This is a genomic window from Mesorhizobium sp. M1338 (assembly GCF_040318045.1).
GTDB lineage: Bacteria > Pseudomonadota > Alphaproteobacteria > Rhizobiales > Rhizobiaceae > Mesorhizobium.
The window spans coordinates 94,874-110,812 of sequence record NZ_JAMYLL010000005.1; the positions used below are offsets into that span (position 1 = coordinate 94,874).

16 protein-coding genes and 1 other RNA gene are annotated in these 15,939 nt (G+C 63.5%); 1 reads left to right on the plus strand and 16 read right to left on the minus strand.

The genetic code is table 11. From position 1 onward, the window contains the following. Position 1 precedes the first annotated feature (1 nt). Genes ftsW through mraZ form a run of 9 tightly spaced genes read right to left on the minus strand, consistent with a single transcriptional unit; the run spans position 2 to position 10,221 of the window. Complete coding sequence (ftsW, locus tag NKH19_RS07425; protein WP_027034940.1) at positions 2-1,153, minus strand: putative lipid II flippase FtsW; 1,152 nt, start codon at positions 1,151-1,153, stop codon at positions 2-4. Next, positions 1,153-2,553, minus strand: a complete 1,401-nt coding sequence (murD, locus tag NKH19_RS07430; protein WP_352865328.1) for a UDP-N-acetylmuramoyl-L-alanine--D-glutamate ligase — start codon at positions 2,551-2,553, stop codon at positions 1,153-1,155. The genes ftsW and murD overlap by 1 nt, the downstream gene beginning before the upstream one ends. Positions 2,554-2,561: 8 nt before the next feature. Then, entirely contained in the window at positions 2,562-3,644 is a 1,083-nt protein-coding gene (gene mraY / locus NKH19_RS07435; RefSeq protein ID WP_013530954.1) for a phospho-N-acetylmuramoyl-pentapeptide-transferase, read from the minus strand. An 18-nt stretch (positions 3,645-3,662) separates the two neighbouring features. Continuing rightward, on the minus strand, positions 3,663-5,120 hold the full coding sequence (locus NKH19_RS07440; RefSeq protein ID WP_352865331.1) for a UDP-N-acetylmuramoylalanyl-D-glutamyl-2,6-diaminopimelate--D-alanyl-D-alanine ligase: 1,458 nt from the start codon (positions 5,118-5,120) through the stop codon (positions 3,663-3,665). Continuing rightward, positions 5,117-6,571: a UDP-N-acetylmuramoyl-L-alanyl-D-glutamate--2,6-diaminopimelate ligase gene (locus tag NKH19_RS07445; RefSeq protein ID WP_352865333.1), complete on the minus strand. Its 1,455-nt coding sequence runs from the start codon at positions 6,569-6,571 to the stop codon at positions 5,117-5,119. The genes NKH19_RS07440 and NKH19_RS07445 overlap by 4 nt, the downstream gene beginning before the upstream one ends. A 54-nt stretch (positions 6,572-6,625) precedes the next feature. Beyond that, a complete protein-coding gene (locus NKH19_RS07450; RefSeq protein WP_352865335.1) occupies positions 6,626-8,335 on the minus strand; it encodes a peptidoglycan D,D-transpeptidase FtsI family protein in 1,710 nt (569 codons plus the stop codon). Further along, the gene (ftsL, locus tag NKH19_RS07455; protein WP_352865337.1) at positions 8,332-8,727 is read right to left on the minus strand and encodes a cell division protein FtsL; all 396 of its coding nucleotides are present in this window, start codon (positions 8,725-8,727) and stop codon (positions 8,332-8,334) included. Before ftsL ends, NKH19_RS07450 begins: the two co-directional genes overlap by 4 nt. 4 nt (positions 8,728-8,731) lie before the next feature. Beyond that, positions 8,732-9,766: a 16S rRNA (cytosine(1402)-N(4))-methyltransferase RsmH gene (rsmH, locus tag NKH19_RS07460; RefSeq protein WP_352865339.1), complete on the minus strand. Its 1,035-nt coding sequence runs from the start codon at positions 9,764-9,766 to the stop codon at positions 8,732-8,734. Further along, on the minus strand, positions 9,763-10,221 hold the full coding sequence (gene mraZ / locus NKH19_RS07465; protein WP_352865341.1) for a division/cell wall cluster transcriptional repressor MraZ: 459 nt from the start codon (positions 10,219-10,221) through the stop codon (positions 9,763-9,765). Before mraZ ends, rsmH begins: the two co-directional genes overlap by 4 nt. Positions 10,222-10,628: 407 nt before the next feature. On the opposite strand from mraZ, the gene NKH19_RS07470 reads away from it, so the two are divergent. After that, on the plus strand, positions 10,629-11,744 hold the full coding sequence (locus NKH19_RS07470) for a cystathionine gamma-lyase (RefSeq protein WP_352865343.1): 1,116 nt from the start codon (positions 10,629-10,631) through the stop codon (positions 11,742-11,744). 9 nt (positions 11,745-11,753) lie between these two features. Here NKH19_RS07470 and NKH19_RS07475 read toward each other — a convergent pair whose 3' ends face one another. The 7 genes from NKH19_RS07475 to NKH19_RS07505 form a co-directional block, all read right to left on the minus strand. Then, positions 11,754-12,056 carry a type II toxin-antitoxin system RelE/ParE family toxin gene (locus tag NKH19_RS07475; protein ID WP_352865346.1) on the minus strand — a complete coding sequence of 101 codons (303 nt, stop codon included), beginning with the start codon at positions 12,054-12,056 and terminating at the stop codon, positions 11,754-11,756. Next, positions 12,053-12,328 carry a type II toxin-antitoxin system ParD family antitoxin gene (locus NKH19_RS07480; RefSeq protein WP_352865603.1) on the minus strand — a complete coding sequence of 92 codons (276 nt, stop codon included), beginning with the start codon at positions 12,326-12,328 and terminating at the stop codon, positions 12,053-12,055. The genes NKH19_RS07475 and NKH19_RS07480 overlap by 4 nt, the downstream gene beginning before the upstream one ends. A 171-nt stretch (positions 12,329-12,499) precedes the next feature. Further along, positions 12,500-12,910, minus strand: an RNA gene (rnpB, locus tag NKH19_RS07485) — RNase P RNA component class A. 50 nt (positions 12,911-12,960) lie between these two features. Next, the gene (locus NKH19_RS07490; RefSeq protein ID WP_352865348.1) at positions 12,961-13,686 is read right to left on the minus strand and encodes a lytic transglycosylase domain-containing protein; all 726 of its coding nucleotides are present in this window, start codon (positions 13,684-13,686) and stop codon (positions 12,961-12,963) included. A gap of 209 nt (positions 13,687-13,895) precedes the next feature. Continuing rightward, the gene (locus NKH19_RS07495; RefSeq protein ID WP_352982079.1) at positions 13,896-14,651 is read right to left on the minus strand and encodes an N-acetylmuramoyl-L-alanine amidase; all 756 of its coding nucleotides are present in this window, start codon (positions 14,649-14,651) and stop codon (positions 13,896-13,898) included. After that, entirely contained in the window at positions 14,648-15,367 is a 720-nt protein-coding gene (locus NKH19_RS07500) for a TerB family tellurite resistance protein (RefSeq protein ID WP_352865353.1), read from the minus strand. Before NKH19_RS07500 ends, NKH19_RS07495 begins: the two co-directional genes overlap by 4 nt. A 175-nt stretch (positions 15,368-15,542) precedes the next feature. Further along, on the minus strand, positions 15,543-15,800 hold the full coding sequence (locus tag NKH19_RS07505; RefSeq protein ID WP_352865355.1) for a hypothetical protein: 258 nt from the start codon (positions 15,798-15,800) through the stop codon (positions 15,543-15,545). Between the last annotated feature and the right edge of the window lie 139 nt (positions 15,801-15,939).

Sequence of the window (15,939 nt, forward strand, 5' to 3'; positions counted from 1 at the left end):
ATCACTCCGCCGGCACGGCGCGCTGCGACAGGCCAAAGCCCATCTGCTTGCGCTTTTCGGGCCGCTTGCGTGTCAGCGCCAGAACCATGCCCATCGAGATGGCGATGGCGATCTGCGAGGAGCCGCCATAGGAGATGAACGGCAGCGTCATGCCCTTGGCCGGTACAAGCTGCAGGTTGACGCACATGTTGATGACAGCCTGCAGGCCGAACACGGTGACCAGGCCGCCGACCGCATAGCGGGTAAAATCGTCATGCTCCTTCAGCGCCGTGTTGAGGCCGCGCAGCACGATGAACGCGAAGATCGACATGATGAAGAAGCACATGATCAGCCCGAACTCTTCGCCGGCGACCGAGAAGACGAAGTCGGCATGGCTGTCGGGAATGACCCGCTTGACGGTGCCCTCGCCCGGCCCGACGCCGAACCAGCCGCCATTGATCAGCGCCTCGCGCCCCATGTCGACCTGGAACGTGTCGCCTTCGCCGGTGAGGAACTTGTCGATGCGCAAGGCAACGTGCGGAAACACCGTATAGGCGGCAAAGACACCGCCGACGCCAGCGGCACCCAGCGCGACGATCCACAGCCATGGCAGCCCCGCCATGAAGAACATGATGCCCCAGGTGCCGGTCGTCAGCATGGTCTGGCCGAGGTCCGGTTGCGCCACCAGCAGCGACACGACTAGCACCAGCAACAGCATGGCGAACAGATTGCCCGGAATGTCGGGCTGGCGCTTGTGCTCGGCAAACAGCCAGGCGCACATGATGACGAAGGCGGGCTTGAGGAATTCCGAGGGCTGGATCGACAGGCCGGCAAGCGACACCCAACGGCGCGCCCCCTTCACCTCGACGCCGATGTAGAGCACCGCCACCATCAGCACCAGCATCAGGCACAGCATGATCAGCGCCATGCGCCGGATCTGCCTGGAATCGAGGAACGACACGGCCAGCATCACGCCGAGCGCCGGCACCGTGAAGATGATCTGCCTGGTGGCGAAGTGGAAACTGTCGAGACCGATGCGTTCGGCCACCGCCGGGCTGGCGGCGAAGGACAGCACGATGCCGAGCCCCATCAACGACAGGAACGCTGCCAGGAACCAGCGATCGATCGTCCACCACCAGGTCGCAACCGGGCTTTTGTCGAGACGGCTCTGCATTATCGTGCCCCTCCGATGGGTTTCATACCCTCGATAGCATTCGCAGCTTGCCTGAAGGCTTCGCCGCGGACTTCGAAATTCTTGAACTGGTCGAAACTCGCGCAGGCCGGCGACAACAGCACCACCGCCTCGCTGCTGTCGTCCTGCGCCGCATCATGTGCGGCGTGCTCGACCGCCGCGGCCAGCGTGCCTGAAATCTCATAGGGCACGGCCTCACCCAGCGTCGCCGAAAAGGCAGGCGCGGCCTCGCCGATCAGATAGGCCTTGGCGATGCGCGGGAAGAACCCGCGCAACGGCTCGATGCCGCCTTCCTTGGGCAGGCCGCCGGCAATCCAGTAGATGCGCGCAAAGCTCGACAAAGCCGGTGCCGCCGCATCGGCGTTGGTCGCCTTGGAATCGTTGATGAACAGCACATGGTCCTTGCGGCCGACCTGCTCCATCCGATGCGCGAGGCCGGGAAAGCTTTCCAGCCCTGACTGGATTTCGCCAAGCTCCAGTCCGACCTTGAGGCAGGCGGCGACCGCAGCCAGCGCGTTCTGCGCATTGTGCTGGCCGCGCAGCGAGCCGATGCCTTCAAGGAATGCGACACGGCTGTAGCGGCCGTGCACGGCCTCCATCAGATCGCCGCCGTCGGCGAAATAGCCGTCGGTCAGCGGCAGCCGCTTGGAAATGCGGATGACATGCCGCCCCGCTCGCTCCAGCCGTTCGGCGATCTGCGCGCACCAGGAATCGTCGATGCCGACGATCGCCGTCTCGCTGCCGGCCACCAGCCGCTCCTTGATCGCGGCGTAGTGCTGCATGGTGCCGTGGCGGTCGAGATGGTCGGGCGTCAGGTTGAGCAGGATACCGGCCGTCGGGTCGATCGAGGGGGCGAGGTCGATCTGATACGACGAGCATTCGACCACATAGTGCCGATCGGGCCGCGGCGGATCAAGTGTCATCACCGCGCGGCCGATATTGCCGCCCATCTGGGTGTCGCGCCCGGCTGCTTTCAGGATGTGCGCGGTCAGCGCGGTCGTCGTCGACTTGCCGTTGGTGCCGGTGATGGCAATGAAGGGCGCCGTTGGCGCGCCGAGCATCCGTTCGCGGCAGAAAAGTTCGATGTCGCCGATGATCTCGACACCGGAACCGCGCGCCAGCTCCACCGTCCAGTGCGGCTTGGGATGCGTCAGCGGCACGCCCGGCGACAGCACGAAAGCCGAGAACTTGGCCCAGTCGGCCCCGCGCAAATCGGCGGTTGCGATCCCGGCGGCGGCGGCCTTGGCGACGCTTTCGGGATTATCGTCCCAGGCCAGCACGTCCGCTCCGCCCGCAATCAGCGCGCGCGCCGTCGCGATCCCCGAGCCACCGAGCCCGAAGAGCGAAACGCGCTTGCCTGAAAAGGATGCGGCGGGGATCAAGCGGCCTCCTATCTCAGCTTGAGGGTCGACAGGCCGACCAGAGCCAGGATGACGGCGATGATCCAGAAGCGGATCACCACCTGGCTTTCGGTCCAGCCGAGCTTTTCGAAATGATGGTGGATCGGCGCCATCAGGAATACCCGCTTGCCGGTCATCTTGAAATAGCCGACCTGGATGATGACGGAAAGGATTTCGACGACGAACAATCCCCCGACGATGACCAGCACGATCTCGTGCTTGGTGGCGACCGCCACCGTGCCGATCAGGCCGCCCATGGCCAGCGAGCCGGTGTCGCCCATGAAGATCGCCGCCGGCGGCGCGTTGAACCAGAGGAAGCCGAGGCCGGCACCGATGACCGCGCCAAGCACGACAGCCAGTTCGCCTGTGCCGGGCACGAAATGGATCTGCAGATATTCGGCGAAGACGGCGTTGCCGGAGAGATAGGCGATGACGCCGAAGGAGGCCGCCGCGATCATGATCGGCACGATCGCCAGTCCGTCCAGGCCATCGGTCAGGTTCACAGCATTGCCGGCGCCGACGATGACGAAGCAGGAGAACGGAATGAAGAACCAGCCGAGATTGACGATGAATTCCTTGGCGAAGGGAAATGTCAGCGACGAGGAGAACGGCGCCTGGCCGTTATGCATGATCACCCATGCGGCGATGCCGGCGATGACAAATTCGAGCGCCAGCCGCGCCTTGCCGGAAAAGCCGAGATGCGACTGCTTGGTCACCTTCAGGTAGTCGTCATAGAAGCCGATCGAGCCGAAGCCCAGCGTCACCAGCAGCACCACCCAGACATAGATGCTCGACAGGTTCGCCCACAAAAGCGATGAGCCGATGATGCCCGACAGGATCATCAGCCCGCCCATGGTCGGCGTACCTGCCTTCTTGAAATGCGTCTGCGGCCCGTCGGCGCGGATCGGCTGGCCCTTGCCTTGCCGCAGCCGCAGCGAATTGATGATCGTCGGCCCGAAGATGAAGACGATCAGCGCCGACGTGATCAGCGCCCCGCCGGTGCGGAAGGTGATGTAACGGAAGACATTGAAGACCGAGACCTTGTCCGCAAAATCGACGAGCAGTGTAAACATGCGCTTTTGGTCCCCGACCTAGGTCTGTTTTCTGGTTGTCGATTCAGCCGGGAATTTGCCCAGCAGCGCATCGACCAGTTTTGCAAAACCGATGCCCTTCGACGATTTGATCATCACCACGTCTCCCGGTTTCAGGGCTGCAAGCAGCACCGGCTTCAACTCCTCGACGCCGGCGCGGTATTCCGTCTCGACCTCGCCGGGCAGTATCTCGGCCAGCGCCCGCATTTCCGGGCCAGCGAGAAAGACGGTCTGCGTGCCGGTGCCAACGATAAGGTCGGCGAGAGCCGCATGCAGCTTGGCCGAATGGTCGCCGAGTTCGAGCATGTCTCCGAGCACGGCGATGCGGCGGCCCTCGCCGGTCACCGGCGTCGCGTTGAGCAATGCCATGGCGGCAGCCATCGATGCCGGATTGGCATTATAGCTCTCGTCGATCAGCGTGATCGGTCCTCCCGGGTGGCCCGAAGTCGGGCCACCGGGATGGCGCAGCACATGGCGCTTGCCGCGCCCGCGCTCGGCCGAGAGATCGGCCAGTGCGAGTGCCACTCTGTCGAGATCTGCACCGACCAGATGCGCCGCACCCAGCACCGCCAACACGTTCTGCACCATGTGGCGGCCGGGCGCACCGATCCGCGCCGTCACCTCATGGCCGCTGATCCTGGCGGCGATGTCGGAATGATCCGCATGCAGTTCGCATTTGACCAGCTTGAAGGTCGAACGCGCATTCTCGCCGAAACCGTAGACGTGCTCGACACCGGCGGCTTGCGCCATCTTGTCGAGAAGCTTGAAGCGCGCATCGTCCCGGTTGAGAATGGCGGCGCCCTCAGGCTCCAGCCCTTCGAAAATCTCGGCCTTGGCCTTGGCGATCTCGTCCAGGTTGCGGAAGAAGCCAAGGTGGGCGGCCGCGATCATGGTGACGATGGCGACATGCGGCCTCACCATCTTTACCAGCGGCCGTATCTCGCCGGGATGGTTCATGCCGATTTCGAACACGGCGTAATCGCAATCGGCGGGCATGCGCGCCAATGTCAGCGGCACGCCCCAATGGTTGTTGAACGACTGCGCCGAGGCATGCACCTTGCCGACGGCCTGCAGCACGTGGCGCAGCGCCTCCTTGGTGGTGGTCTTGCCGGCTGAACCGGTCACGGCGATGATTTTCGCGCTCGAGCGGGCGCGCGACGCAACCCCGAGCTTTTCCAGCGCGACCAGCACATCCTCGACGACGATGATCGGCGCCGTCAGCCGGCCGAGCGACGGCAGCTTGCCTTCGGCCACCACCAGCACCCCGGCGCCGGCTTTGATGGCAGCGGTCGCGAAGTCATGGCCGTCCATCGCCTCGCCCTTGATGGCGAAGAAAGCGTCGCCCGGCTGCAGGCTGCGGCTGTCGATCGAAATGCCCGATATGCCGTCCGGCATCGGCCCGAGCGGCCGCCCGTCCATGGCGGCAACCAGCGTCTCGGTGGTCCACAGCAAGCTCATGCGGCGCGCTCCGCGAGTGCTGCGCGAACTTCCTCATGATCGGAGAAATGCAAGGTCTCGGAGCCGATCGTCTGGCCCTCTTCATGGCCCTTGCCGGCCACGATCAGCGTGTCGCCGGCATGCAGCATGGCGACCGCCTCGTGGATCGCCTGGCGCCGGTCACCGATCTCGATGGCGCCGGGAGCAGCCGCGAGAATGGCGGCGCGGATCGTTTCCGGCACTTCCGAGCGCGGATTGTCGTCGGTGACGATGACGACATCGGCAAGCCGCGTCGCGATTTCGCCCATGATCGGCCTTTTTCCTCTGTCTCGGTCACCGCCGCAGCCAAACACGACGATGACGCGGCCGGTGGTGAATGGGCGCACCGAGGCCAGCACGTTTTCCAGCGCGTCGGGTTTGTGGGCATAGTCGACATAGACCGGCGCGCCATTGGTAGCGGTGCCAACGAGGTCGAGGCGGCCCGGCGCGCCCTTCAGTTTCTCCAATGCCATCAAGACTTTGGCGACGGGTGTTCCCGTGGAAATGGCAAGCCCCGCCGAAACCAGCGCGTTCGATATCTGGAAGTCGCCGGCCAGCGGCAGGTCGATCTCGTAGAGCACGCCGTCGGCCTCGACCTCGGCGCGCTGGCGGTGGCGCTCGTGCTCGACCCGCTTCAGCCTGAGGAAATCGCCATGGCGACCGACCGTCAGCACCTCGAGCCCGGCGGCCCGGGCCGCCTCGATCGTCGGTGCCGCCCATGGATCGTCGGCAAAGATCACAGCCGGCGCGCCCTTCGGCAGCAGCGTGTCGAACAGGCGCAATTTGGCGCGGTGATAGTCCTCGATGGTCGGATGATAATCCATATGGTCGCGGCCGAGATTGGTGAAACCGCCGGCCGCCAGCTTCACGCCGTCGAGGCGGCGCTGGTCGAGCCCATGGCTGGAGGCTTCCATCGAGGCGTGGGTGACGCCGGCATCGGCCAATTCCCGCAGCAACTGGTGCAAGGCAACCGGATCGGGCGTCGTCAGCGAGCCATAGTCGTTGCGGCCAGGCGCCACCACCCCGGTGGTGCCGATCGAAGCGGCGGCATAACCCGCCTGCTCCCAGATCTGCCTGGTGAAGGCGGCGACCGACGTCTTGCCGCTGGTGCCGGTCACCGCGACCATGGTCTGCGGCTGCTTGCCGAAATAGCGGGCCGCACTCAGCGCCAGCGCCAGGCGCGGATCACCGACCGCCAGCACCGGAACCGACAGCCCGGCAATGGTGGCGCCCTTGCCCGTCACGATCGCCGCCGCACCACGCGCGGCGGCGTCGGCGGCATAAACGGCACCATCGGCCTTAGTTCCGGCGAGCGCAAAAAAGACAACGCCCGGTTTTACCTGGCGGGAATCCGACGAAATCCCGATGACCTCCAGATCGGCGGAAGTTGTTCCTTCGACTGGCAGGATACCGGCTAGATCTCTGAGCTTCATCGAGTCCCGTTCACCGCAACAAAATAGCGCGCAGTTACCGGCGCGCCCTAAGAATCACTGATAGGAAACCAGCGTTGCACCATTTTCATGGCTGAAATCTGGCTTCACGCCAAGCATGGCAGCCGCACGCCGGATAATGTTGCCCGCCATAACGCCCGCATTCGAGGCCGCGACGTCTGTCATGCCAGGCTTTTCAGGGTGCGGGGCGTCGGCGATCGTAAACACCAGGTATTGTGGATCGTCCATCGGAAAGGCGGCGACGAATGTATTGAAATTCAATTCCTTCGAGTAGCGGCCATTGATGACCTTCTCGGCCGTTCCGGTCTTACCGCCAACGCGATAGCCGGGCACTCTGGCGTTTCTGGCCGAGCCCTTCTCGGCGTTGAGCGTATAGAGATAGCGCATGCCGTCGACCGTCTTGTCGCTGACCACTTTCTTGGCCACCGCCATCGCTTCTTCCTGTGTACGGATCAGGAAGGTGGGGTTCATGAGGAAGCCGCCATTCATCAGCGCGGCGCAGCCGACAGCCGCTTGCAGCGGCGTCGTCGACACGCCATGACCGAAGGCGATGGTGAACGAATTGACCTGTTTCCAGACCTTCGGTTCAGTCGGGCGGGCGACTTCCGGCAGTTCGGTCTGCATCTTGTCCAAAATTCCAAGGCGATGCAGGAATTCGCGATGCCCCGCGATGCCGACCATTTCGGCCTCCCTGGCCGACCCGATGTTGGACGAATAGAGGAACACCTCCGGCAACGACAGCACACGGTTCTTGCCGTGGAAATCGTGAATGGCCTGATGGCCGACCCGGATTGGATGCGAAGCATCGAAGCGGCTCGCCATCGTCGCCCTGCCCGAATCGAGCGCCATGGCGGAGGTGAAGCTCTTGAAGGTCGAGCCCATCTCGTAGAGGCCCGCCGACATCCGATTCAGCCTGTCCTTGTCCTGTGCATTGTAAGGATTGTTCGGATCAAAATCCGGCACCGAGGCCATGGCCACTACTTCGCCGGTCTTGACGTTGAGCACAACGGCGCCAGCGCCCATGGCGCGATAGCGCTCCAGGCCGGCGGCAATCTCGTCGCGCACCACGTGCTGGACGCGCAGATCGATCGAAAGTTTCACCGGCTTGAGATCCTTGGCAACCGCGAGGCCCGATGCCTGCAGGTCGCTCAAGCCCTGCTCATCGACATATTTCTCCATGCCGGAGATGCCCTGGTTGTCGATGTTGGTAAGCCCGACAATGTAGGACGAGGTCTCGCCGCTCGGATAGAAGCGGCGCTTCTCGGTGCGGAAACCGAAGCCGGGAATGCCGAGCTGCATGATGTCGGACTGTTGCTTGGGCGTCAGCTGCCGCTGCAGCCAGACAAAGCCGGCGCCGCTCTTCAGCTTGCGATAAGTCTGCTCGTAGTCGATGTCCGGAAGCACCGTCGACAGCTTCTCGATCGCCTCGTCGGCGTCGACGATGCGGCGCGGTTCGGCAAACAGCGACGCCGTCTTGATGTCCGTCGCCAGCACTTCACCGTTGCGATCGACAATGTCGGGCCGCGATGCCGTCACCCGGCTTTGCGGGCCGCCCGACATGTCAGGGGTCTGGAAGCCGAGATAGACCAGGCGTCCCGAAATGGTCGAGAAGATACCGAAGAACACCGCCATCGTCATCACGATGCGCGTCCTGCCCTTGCCGCCGGTCGCCTTGCGGGCGCCCTCGACGACGATCGATCCGTCTTCACCCGTCCTGACGTGACGCTTCAGCAGTTTGCCGATCATTGGGCGATGCCTCCGGTCACCACGGGATCCCTGCTGCCCGGAGGTACTTGGTCGGAATTGTCGGCCATGCCGCCCTGGCGTCCGGACAGGATGTCCTGAATGTCCAGGGATTTGGCCGGCAGGTCGCCGATGCCGACGATCTGGCGAGCGCTGACCGGCTCGAGTTCGAGCTGCGACTTGTAGAGTTCGGCCAGCTTCTGCAGCCGCGATGGCTGGGTGAGCAGGCTCCAGTCGGCCTTGAGCAGGTCGATCGTGTCCTCCTCATAGCGGATCTGCGCATGGATCTTCTGCACTGAAGCCAATTGTTCCTCGGCCTCGCGCTTGGCCTTGTAGGTAAGGGCAGCCGCCGCAACCATGACGGCTATCAGGACGATGTCGCTGGTACGAAACACGTGCTTACCTCTCCCCCGGACGGTCGATGCCGGGAAGCTTTGGAAGGCCGAAAATCGAAAAGTCGCTGCCGCGCGCCGGCGCCTCGGTGCGGATTGCCGCGCGCAGCCTAGCCGAACGGGCGCGCGGATTGGCCGCCACCTCGGCGTCGCCGGCGGTCACGCCGCCACCCGCCTTGCGGAAGGTCGCGGTGCGCGCATGAGCCTCGGGCAGGTGACGCGAGCCGGTCGCGACGTCGGCCCGGTCGGCGATGAAACGCTTGACGATGCGGTCTTCCAGCGAATGGAACGTCACCACGGCGAGCCGTCCGCCCGGCTTCAGCGCGCGTTCGGCCGCGAACAGGGCCTTGGCCAGTTCGCCAAGCTCGTCATTGACGAAGATGCGCAGCGCCTGGAAGACGCGCGTGGCCGGATGGATCTTGTCCTTCGGCGCACGACCGATATGCGTCTCGATGGCGTCGGCGAGTTCCAGCGTCCGTTCGAACGGGCGCTTTTCGCGGCGAGCCTCGATCATGCGGGCAATGCGCCCGGCATGACGCTCTTCGCCGAGAAAGCCGAAGATGCGGGCAAGGTCGCCCGGCTTGAAGCTGTTGACGACGTCGGCGGCGCTCAAACCGGCCTGCGCCATGCGCATGTCGAGCGGCCCGTCGGCGCGGAACGAAAACCCACGCTCGGCCTGATCGATCTGCATTGAGGACACACCAATGTCGAGCACGACGCCGTCGGCACTCTCGACATGTTCGTCCAGCGTGGAGAACGGCGCCTGCACCAGCCGCAGCCGACCGCCCGACCGCGCCTCGAGATCGCGCCCGGCGGCGATGGCATCCGGATCGCGGTCGATCGCCACCACGGAGGCGCCCGTCGCCAGGATGGCCCTGGCGTAGCCGCCGGCGCCGAACGTGCCGTCGATGATCGTGTCGCCCTCCGCCGGCGCCAGCGCTTCCAGCACTTCGCCAAGGAGGACCGGAATGTGGCGGGCCGGTCCGCCAACGGCGTGCCCATCTACGGCGTGAGAAAGGTCATCGCCGTGGCCCACCGTCATTCCGGTCGCTCCCCAGCCTTCGTCCCCTGCCGAAGCTGCAAAAGCCGGGCCCGCGCCTGCGCCCCATAGGAAGCAAGTCGTCCCGGCTCCCAGATCTGAAAGAAATTGCCGCGTCCGACAAAGGTCACTTCCGCCGAAATGCCGGTGTGTTCGCGAATGAAATCGCTCATCGTGATGCGGCCGTCCTGATCGAGTTTCAAGAATGTTCCGTCGCCATGGCAAAAGAACGACATATCGTCCGCCGTCTGCAGGAAGGGATCTTCGAGTGCGATGCGCTGCTCGTAGCGGTCGAGCAGGTCGAGCCCGCCGACATCCATCGCCGGCAGATCGAGGCAGCGCAGGGCATAGAGTTCCGAATAGCCGCGCTTCTGCACAACGGCACGGAAATGCGCCGGAACGGATACCCGTCCCTTCGCATCGATCCTGCTCACCGTGTTCGAGAGAAACCGGTCCATTAAACGCTACAGCCGCTTGCGCCGCCGCACCCCTCTTCATCGTCTCGCACGCGCCGCCGCGGCGCGTTCCCCGCCCCGTACCAACCCCGTTCGCGCGGGCAAGAAACGGCAAACGCGCAGCCGCCGCGGCTGCCCGATTGGCGTACGCTTTACCCTGACGCGGAACGAAGGCTTTGATGTCTAAATGGGATATCATGGGGTACTATGGGCGTCAACGGGATGGCTTCACAAACACGCACGCCGCGACCAATGAGAGCAGCCCTGACGGCACGTCTCGTGTTTATGCTCTATTAAGCCTAACGAAGCGTTTAGAGCCGCCTGGCCCAACCGGACGCGCCTTGCCGCGAGGCGCTACCCGGCATAGCGTTTCGCCGCATCCGGTCGGTCACCAAAGGGTTTGAGAATCGATGTCTGAAACAGCGAACAGTCGCGCTGCGGCACTATCCCATCTGCGTAGCAGCGGGCTTGCCACGGGCGATTCCATCCCTCTGCCCCTGACCATGGCCGCCATTTTTCACGCGCCCGGCGACGCCACCGGTTTCAACCAGTACGGCCGCTTCAGCAACCCGACCTGGGATGCGGTCGAACATATACTGGCCCATCTGGAGGACGCGCCCTGCGTCGCCTTTCCTTCGGGAATGGCGGCGATCTCGGCAGCATTTTTTGCCGTGCTCAAGGCCGGCGATCGCATCCTGCTGCCTTCGGACGGCTATCACACGACACGGGCTTTGGCCGAACGCTTCCTGAAGCCCCTTGGCATCACCTACGATGTCAGGCCGACCTCGACCTTCCTCGATGGCGGCTTCGATGGATATCGCCTTGCCTTTGTCGAAACCCCTGCCAATCCGGGGCTGGATATCTGCGACATCGCGGCCGTAGCCGGCGCTGTTCACAAAGCCGGCGCGCTGCTGGTGGTCGACAACACGACGATGACACCCTTCGGCCAGCGCCCACTCGACCATGGCGCCGATATCGTCGTTGCCGCCGACACCAAGGCACCCAATGGCCATTCCGATGTGCTGTTCGGCCATGTCGCCAGCCGCAATGCCGAAATCATTGCCGCCGTGACCGGCTGGCGCGAGGTTTCCGGCAGCATTCCCGGTCCGTTCGAAGCCTGGCTGGTGCATCGCGGCCTGGAGACACTGGACGTGCGCTTCGATCGCATGTGTTCCTCGGCGGAAGTGATCGCGCGGCGGCTGAAAGGCCACCGGGCGATCAACGGCCTGCGGTTCCCCGGACTGGAAAGCGATCCGTCGCACAACCTCGCGCGCGCCCAGATGGAGCGCTTCGGCTTTCTGATCTCTTTCGAACTCGCCTCGGAGGACAAGGCCGAGGATTTCATCAACAATTGCGACCTGATCCAGGCCGCGACATCCTTCGGCGGCGTCCATACCTCCGCCGAGCGGCGCTTGAAGCGAGGCGATGCGGTTTCCGCCGGTTTCGTGCGCCTCTCGGTCGGCTGCGAGCCAGTGGAAGAGCTTTGGAAGGCGATCGAGACATCGCTGGACAAGATCAGCGGCTGACCGAATCGTTCACTGGCCGAGATCATCGGCTTCTATGTTGCGATGGCCGTGCAGCACGCGGATGATCTCGATCGCGCCGTCACCGACGCGATACAAGGTGAGATAGTCGCCAACGACCAGATGACGGATGCCGGGTGCAATATCGTCACGCGGCGCACCTGAGAAGGGATAAGTGGCCAGTTGCTGCCACCGTGCCTCGATGCGATCGAGCAACCGGTCGGCTGCGGCCTCGCTGTCGCGTGCAACATGAAGCCAGATCGCGATCAGATCGTCTTCTGCGCGCGCGTTCCGGACGATGGGGAGCAAATTCATGCTCCGTCGTCGGATCGCCAGCGCCTCCGCGCTTCAGCCTTGATGTCATCCATCGACGCAAATCGACCGGGGCCGCTGTCGATCCCTTCCTGCACCAGCTTGCGCAATTCCTCGACGGTGTAGCCATGCAGGTCGCGCCGGTCTTTCCATTGCCTGAGCGCATCACGGATTACCTCGCTCGCCGATGCGTATTCGCCGGCGGCGACCACATCGTCCACCGCCTGCGCCAATTCCGGCGACAGCGTTATGCTGCGTTTATCGACCTGTCCCATGATGGCTCCCGATATATTTTGCCGATCCATGGTACGATTTAATCGCACCAATTTCAAGCAATCGCCGGTCCAGGCTTGCATGGCGGATCGTCGAACAAACCTGAATCACCAGGCGCGCCCGAGGGCGCAACCTGCTGATCTCAAAGACTTCTCTTCGATATCATGGAGAGAATTGCCAGCTGGCCTGTAAGCCGGGTTTTGTATGGCCCTCGCCCCTTTCGGTGCGAGAACGTGGCGGCCATTCATCTTGGGCGCATGTTGCCATGCGCCTCACGCAACCTACCCGGACGGTGGGCCGGAAACAGCCCTCGAGGGTTTCCCCTCGCACCGCCCCTATTCGGTCTTGCTCCCGGTGGGGTTTACCGTGCCGCTCCTGTTGCCAGTCGCGCGGTGGGCTCTTACCCCACCCTTTCACCCTTGCCCCGAATCCGGCAAAGCCGAACCGTGGCGGTTTGCTTTCTGTGGCACTTTCCCTGGGGTCGCCCCCGCCGGCCATTAACCGGCACCGTGTTTCCATGGAGCCCGGACTTTCCTCACCCGCGGCCTTTCGGCGTTTGCGGGTGCGGCCGCCCGGCCAGCTGGCAAGGCGTATAAAGGGGTTCACGTCCGAAAACGCAAACGAAAAAGCAGACTTATGCGGGCGATCCAAGCGCGGCCATCTGCACCTTGACCTTGCCGCAATAGGCGGCCGACACCGGGTTCATTCGCGTTGCGGCGTGCCCGGCGTTGTATTTCAGAATCGTACCACAGGTCGTGCCACCGCCGAGATTCCGCGCCATGGCGAGGTATTTCATGCCGTATTTGATGTTGGTATCGGGATCGAACAGGCCCTTGGCGGAACCGCTATAGCCCATCATCCGCGCTGTTGCCGGCTTGATCTGCATCAGGCCGATCTCGCCGGCGCTGCCGACGATGTTGGGCCGGTAGTTGCTTTCGATCTTGATGACCGCCGTGGCGAGCGACACCGGCACGCCTTCGATCGCCGCATAGCGGGCAACGATTGCGGAATACTGGCCGCTGCTGGCCACCGCGGCCGTCGATGCCGCCGCCTTCCTCACACCAACCGACGCCGTTGTCGTCATGTCGACGGTCTTGCGGCCGCGCTTCGTCCTTTTGGCGGTGGACTTCTTGGGCTTGGACCAGCTTGCTTTTTCCACTTTGGCGGAAACCCGCTTCGTTGCCTTGGCGTCGTGGCTTGCCTTGTCGCTTTTGGCCAGGGTGGTCTTGCCGCTTTTTGCGGGTACCGAGGCAAACCCTTGATCGGCCCGCGGGCTGAATGGCGCGGCATGCGCCGCGCTGAAGGCAAAGGTCATTACGCCGGCAGCAAGAGCTGCCGTTAAAACGGTCGATTTCTGCATGTGATCCTGTTCTGTCTGAACCGCGTGAAGATGTTCACGCAGCATCGCTTAATCAATATCGGAACATCCGGGGGTTTGGGGGTCCGACAACTTGCACGTCAGCCGTTTGACGCTCGAATTGGTGTCAAACAAGGCCAGGCAAGTCACTTTGAGTGACAGCTTGTAATTTAAAGATTGGTAGGGGTTGCTTGGGAGCGGCTTGCCGGAGGTCAGCGCCTCACGGAAGCAAGCAGGTTTTGCAGCGTCCGCAGTGTCGAGCCATCGGCAATGCCGTCCACTCTACGCGGCCGGAAATGCCTCTGAAACGCCTCGACGACGACCTCCGTCTGAAGGTCGAAAATGCCCGATATCTCGACGCCATAGCCGTAGAGCGCCAACATCGACTGCAACGCCTCGACATCACCGCCGGTATCGCCGAGCCTGAGCACGGCTCCTCGACGGATGGGTGCGGCCGCCACCAGATGGCCGACACCGGCCTCGAACAGCGTCCGCCAGGGGAACTTCTCGCCCGGATCAATTTTGCGTCCCGGCGCCACGTCGGAATGCGCGAGCACCCGCCCGGCGGCAATCGAATGCCGCCCGGCGATCCCCCTGCACAGCCCGATCACCGCGTCGATCTGCCGCTTGGGAAAACCGGGATAGCCCAGCGAATGTCCCGGATTGACGATCTCGATGCCGACCGAACAGGAATTGATGTCGGCGCGTCCGAACCACGAACTCTTGCCGGCGTGCCAGGCGCGGTCGCTCTCCCTGACCATTTGCACGATGTGGCCATTCTCGTGGACGAGATAATGCGACGACACCTCGCTGGCCGGGTCGCACAGCCACGCCTCGGCCCCGATGCCGGTCGCCATGCCGGTGTAGTGCAGCACGATCATTTCAGGCTTGAGTGGCTCGCGCCGCGGACCGAAATTCGGCGATACCCTGACCTCGGCACGTGGCTCGTCGGGCAGGAAACCGCTCATGCGTGGCGAAGGCCCCGCTCGATCATCTCATAAGCGGCATTGATCGCCGCCACCCTGGTGGTCGCGATCTTGATGAATTCCTGCGGCAGGCCGCGCGCGATCAGCCGGTCCGGATGATTGTCGGAAACCAGCTTTCGATAGCGCTTCCTGACCTCTTCGAACGGCTTACCGCGTTCGATGCCGAGCACGACATAGGGATCCCCGGCGCCCAGATTGACGTGCCGCGCCATGATGCTTTCGTAATGTGCCTCGTCGATGCGGAAAATCTCGGCGATGCGATGCAGGAACAGGCCTTCGCGCTCATGCACCAGCCCGTCGGCCTTGGCGATGTGGAACAAGCCGTCGAGTATGTCTTCCAGCATCGCGCAGTTGGAATGCCCCGAGCCGCACATCTGCGCCATCCGCTCGGCATAGGTCTCGAAACCGGCCACGTCGCGCTGGGCGAGATGGAACAGCCGCGCCACATTGCGCGTCTCCTTCGGCGGCACGTCGAAGATTTGCTGGAAGGCGCGCACCTCGTCCTGGGTGACGATGCCATCGGCCTTGGCCATCTTGGCCGACAGCGCGATCATCGCCACCGAGAAGGCGACACGCCGGCGCAGATCCGCATCGCCTGAGAAAACCGTGCGCACGGCCTCGACGACGTCGGCGACACCCGACGAGGCTGAAGATGAAACACGAGTGATGAATTCGCCGAGGCGATCCCAAATCGACATGGCCTGCTTCTTAGTGCCACCGCCCCCTGCTATCAAGCCGGGACAGTGCCGCAGGCTTTGCACGACAAATCGGTCCGGCGCTGACGCGCGATGTCGCCCCGGCGCTCGGACAGTATGAAAAAGGCCGACGTGAGTCGGCCTTTCTCATTCATCACACGAAGTACTGCGTTACTGACTACTGCGCGGGCGCAGGAGCTGGTGTTGCCGGAGCCGGCTCGGCAGGCTTCTCGGGTGTGATGCTCTTCGTGGTCGAATTGTCGGTAGCCGGAGGCGTTGCGGCCGGCGGCGTTGCTTCCGGCGTGGCCGGCTTCATCGGCTGTTCGGCCGGTGGGTTGGTGCTCTGGGTGGTGGTATTATCCGTGCCGCTGTCACTGCAGGCGGCGACGCCAAGCAAGGCCAACGCGGAAACGGACGCAAGAATGAGCTTTTTCATCTTAATCTCTCCTTCAACACACGCTCACGTTGCCGTGAACGGTCGAAGGGGAAATGCATCAGATGGCCATGAGTTTCGTAACGTTGCGTTTCCGCATGTAACATCGTCTGGTCCATTTGCGATTGCCGGCCGGGCGATG

Excerpts from the sequence above, each read along its gene's own strand:
- NKH19_RS07480 (WP_352865603.1), bottom strand. The coding sequence starts at position 12,328 with ATGGGACAGGTCGATAAACGCAGCATAACGCTGTCGCCGGAATTGGCG.
- NKH19_RS07450 (WP_352865335.1), bottom strand. The coding sequence starts at position 8,335 with ATGATCGGCAAACTGCTGAAGCGTCACGTCAGGACGGGTGAAGACGGA.
- NKH19_RS07500 (WP_352865353.1), bottom strand. The coding sequence starts at position 15,367 with ATGTCGATTTGGGATCGCCTCGGCGAATTCATCACTCGTGTTTCATCT.
- ftsW (WP_027034940.1), bottom strand. The coding sequence starts at position 1,153 with ATGCAGAGCCGTCTCGACAAAAGCCCGGTTGCGACCTGGTGGTGGACG.
- NKH19_RS07505 (WP_352865355.1), bottom strand. The coding sequence starts at position 15,800 with ATGAAAAAGCTCATTCTTGCGTCCGTTTCCGCGTTGGCCTTGCTTGGC.
- mraY (WP_013530954.1), bottom strand. The coding sequence starts at position 3,644 with ATGTTTACACTGCTCGTCGATTTTGCGGACAAGGTCTCGGTCTTCAAT.
- NKH19_RS07440 (WP_352865331.1), bottom strand. The coding sequence starts at position 5,120 with ATGAGCTTGCTGTGGACCACCGAGACGCTGGTTGCCGCCATGGACGGG.
- rsmH (WP_352865339.1), bottom strand. The coding sequence starts at position 9,766 with ATGACGGTGGGCCACGGCGATGACCTTTCTCACGCCGTAGATGGGCAC.
- NKH19_RS07475 (WP_352865346.1), bottom strand. The coding sequence starts at position 12,056 with ATGAATTTGCTCCCCATCGTCCGGAACGCGCGCGCAGAAGACGATCTG.
- NKH19_RS07490 (WP_352865348.1), bottom strand. The coding sequence starts at position 13,686 with ATGCAGAAATCGACCGTTTTAACGGCAGCTCTTGCTGCCGGCGTAATG.
- NKH19_RS07445 (WP_352865333.1), bottom strand. The coding sequence starts at position 6,571 with ATGAAGCTCAGAGATCTAGCCGGTATCCTGCCAGTCGAAGGAACAACT.
- NKH19_RS07470 (WP_352865343.1), top strand. The coding sequence starts at position 10,629 with ATGTCTGAAACAGCGAACAGTCGCGCTGCGGCACTATCCCATCTGCGT.
- NKH19_RS07495 (WP_352982079.1), bottom strand. The coding sequence starts at position 14,651 with ATGAGCGGTTTCCTGCCCGACGAGCCACGTGCCGAGGTCAGGGTATCG.
- mraZ (WP_352865341.1), bottom strand. The coding sequence starts at position 10,221 with ATGGACCGGTTTCTCTCGAACACGGTGAGCAGGATCGATGCGAAGGGA.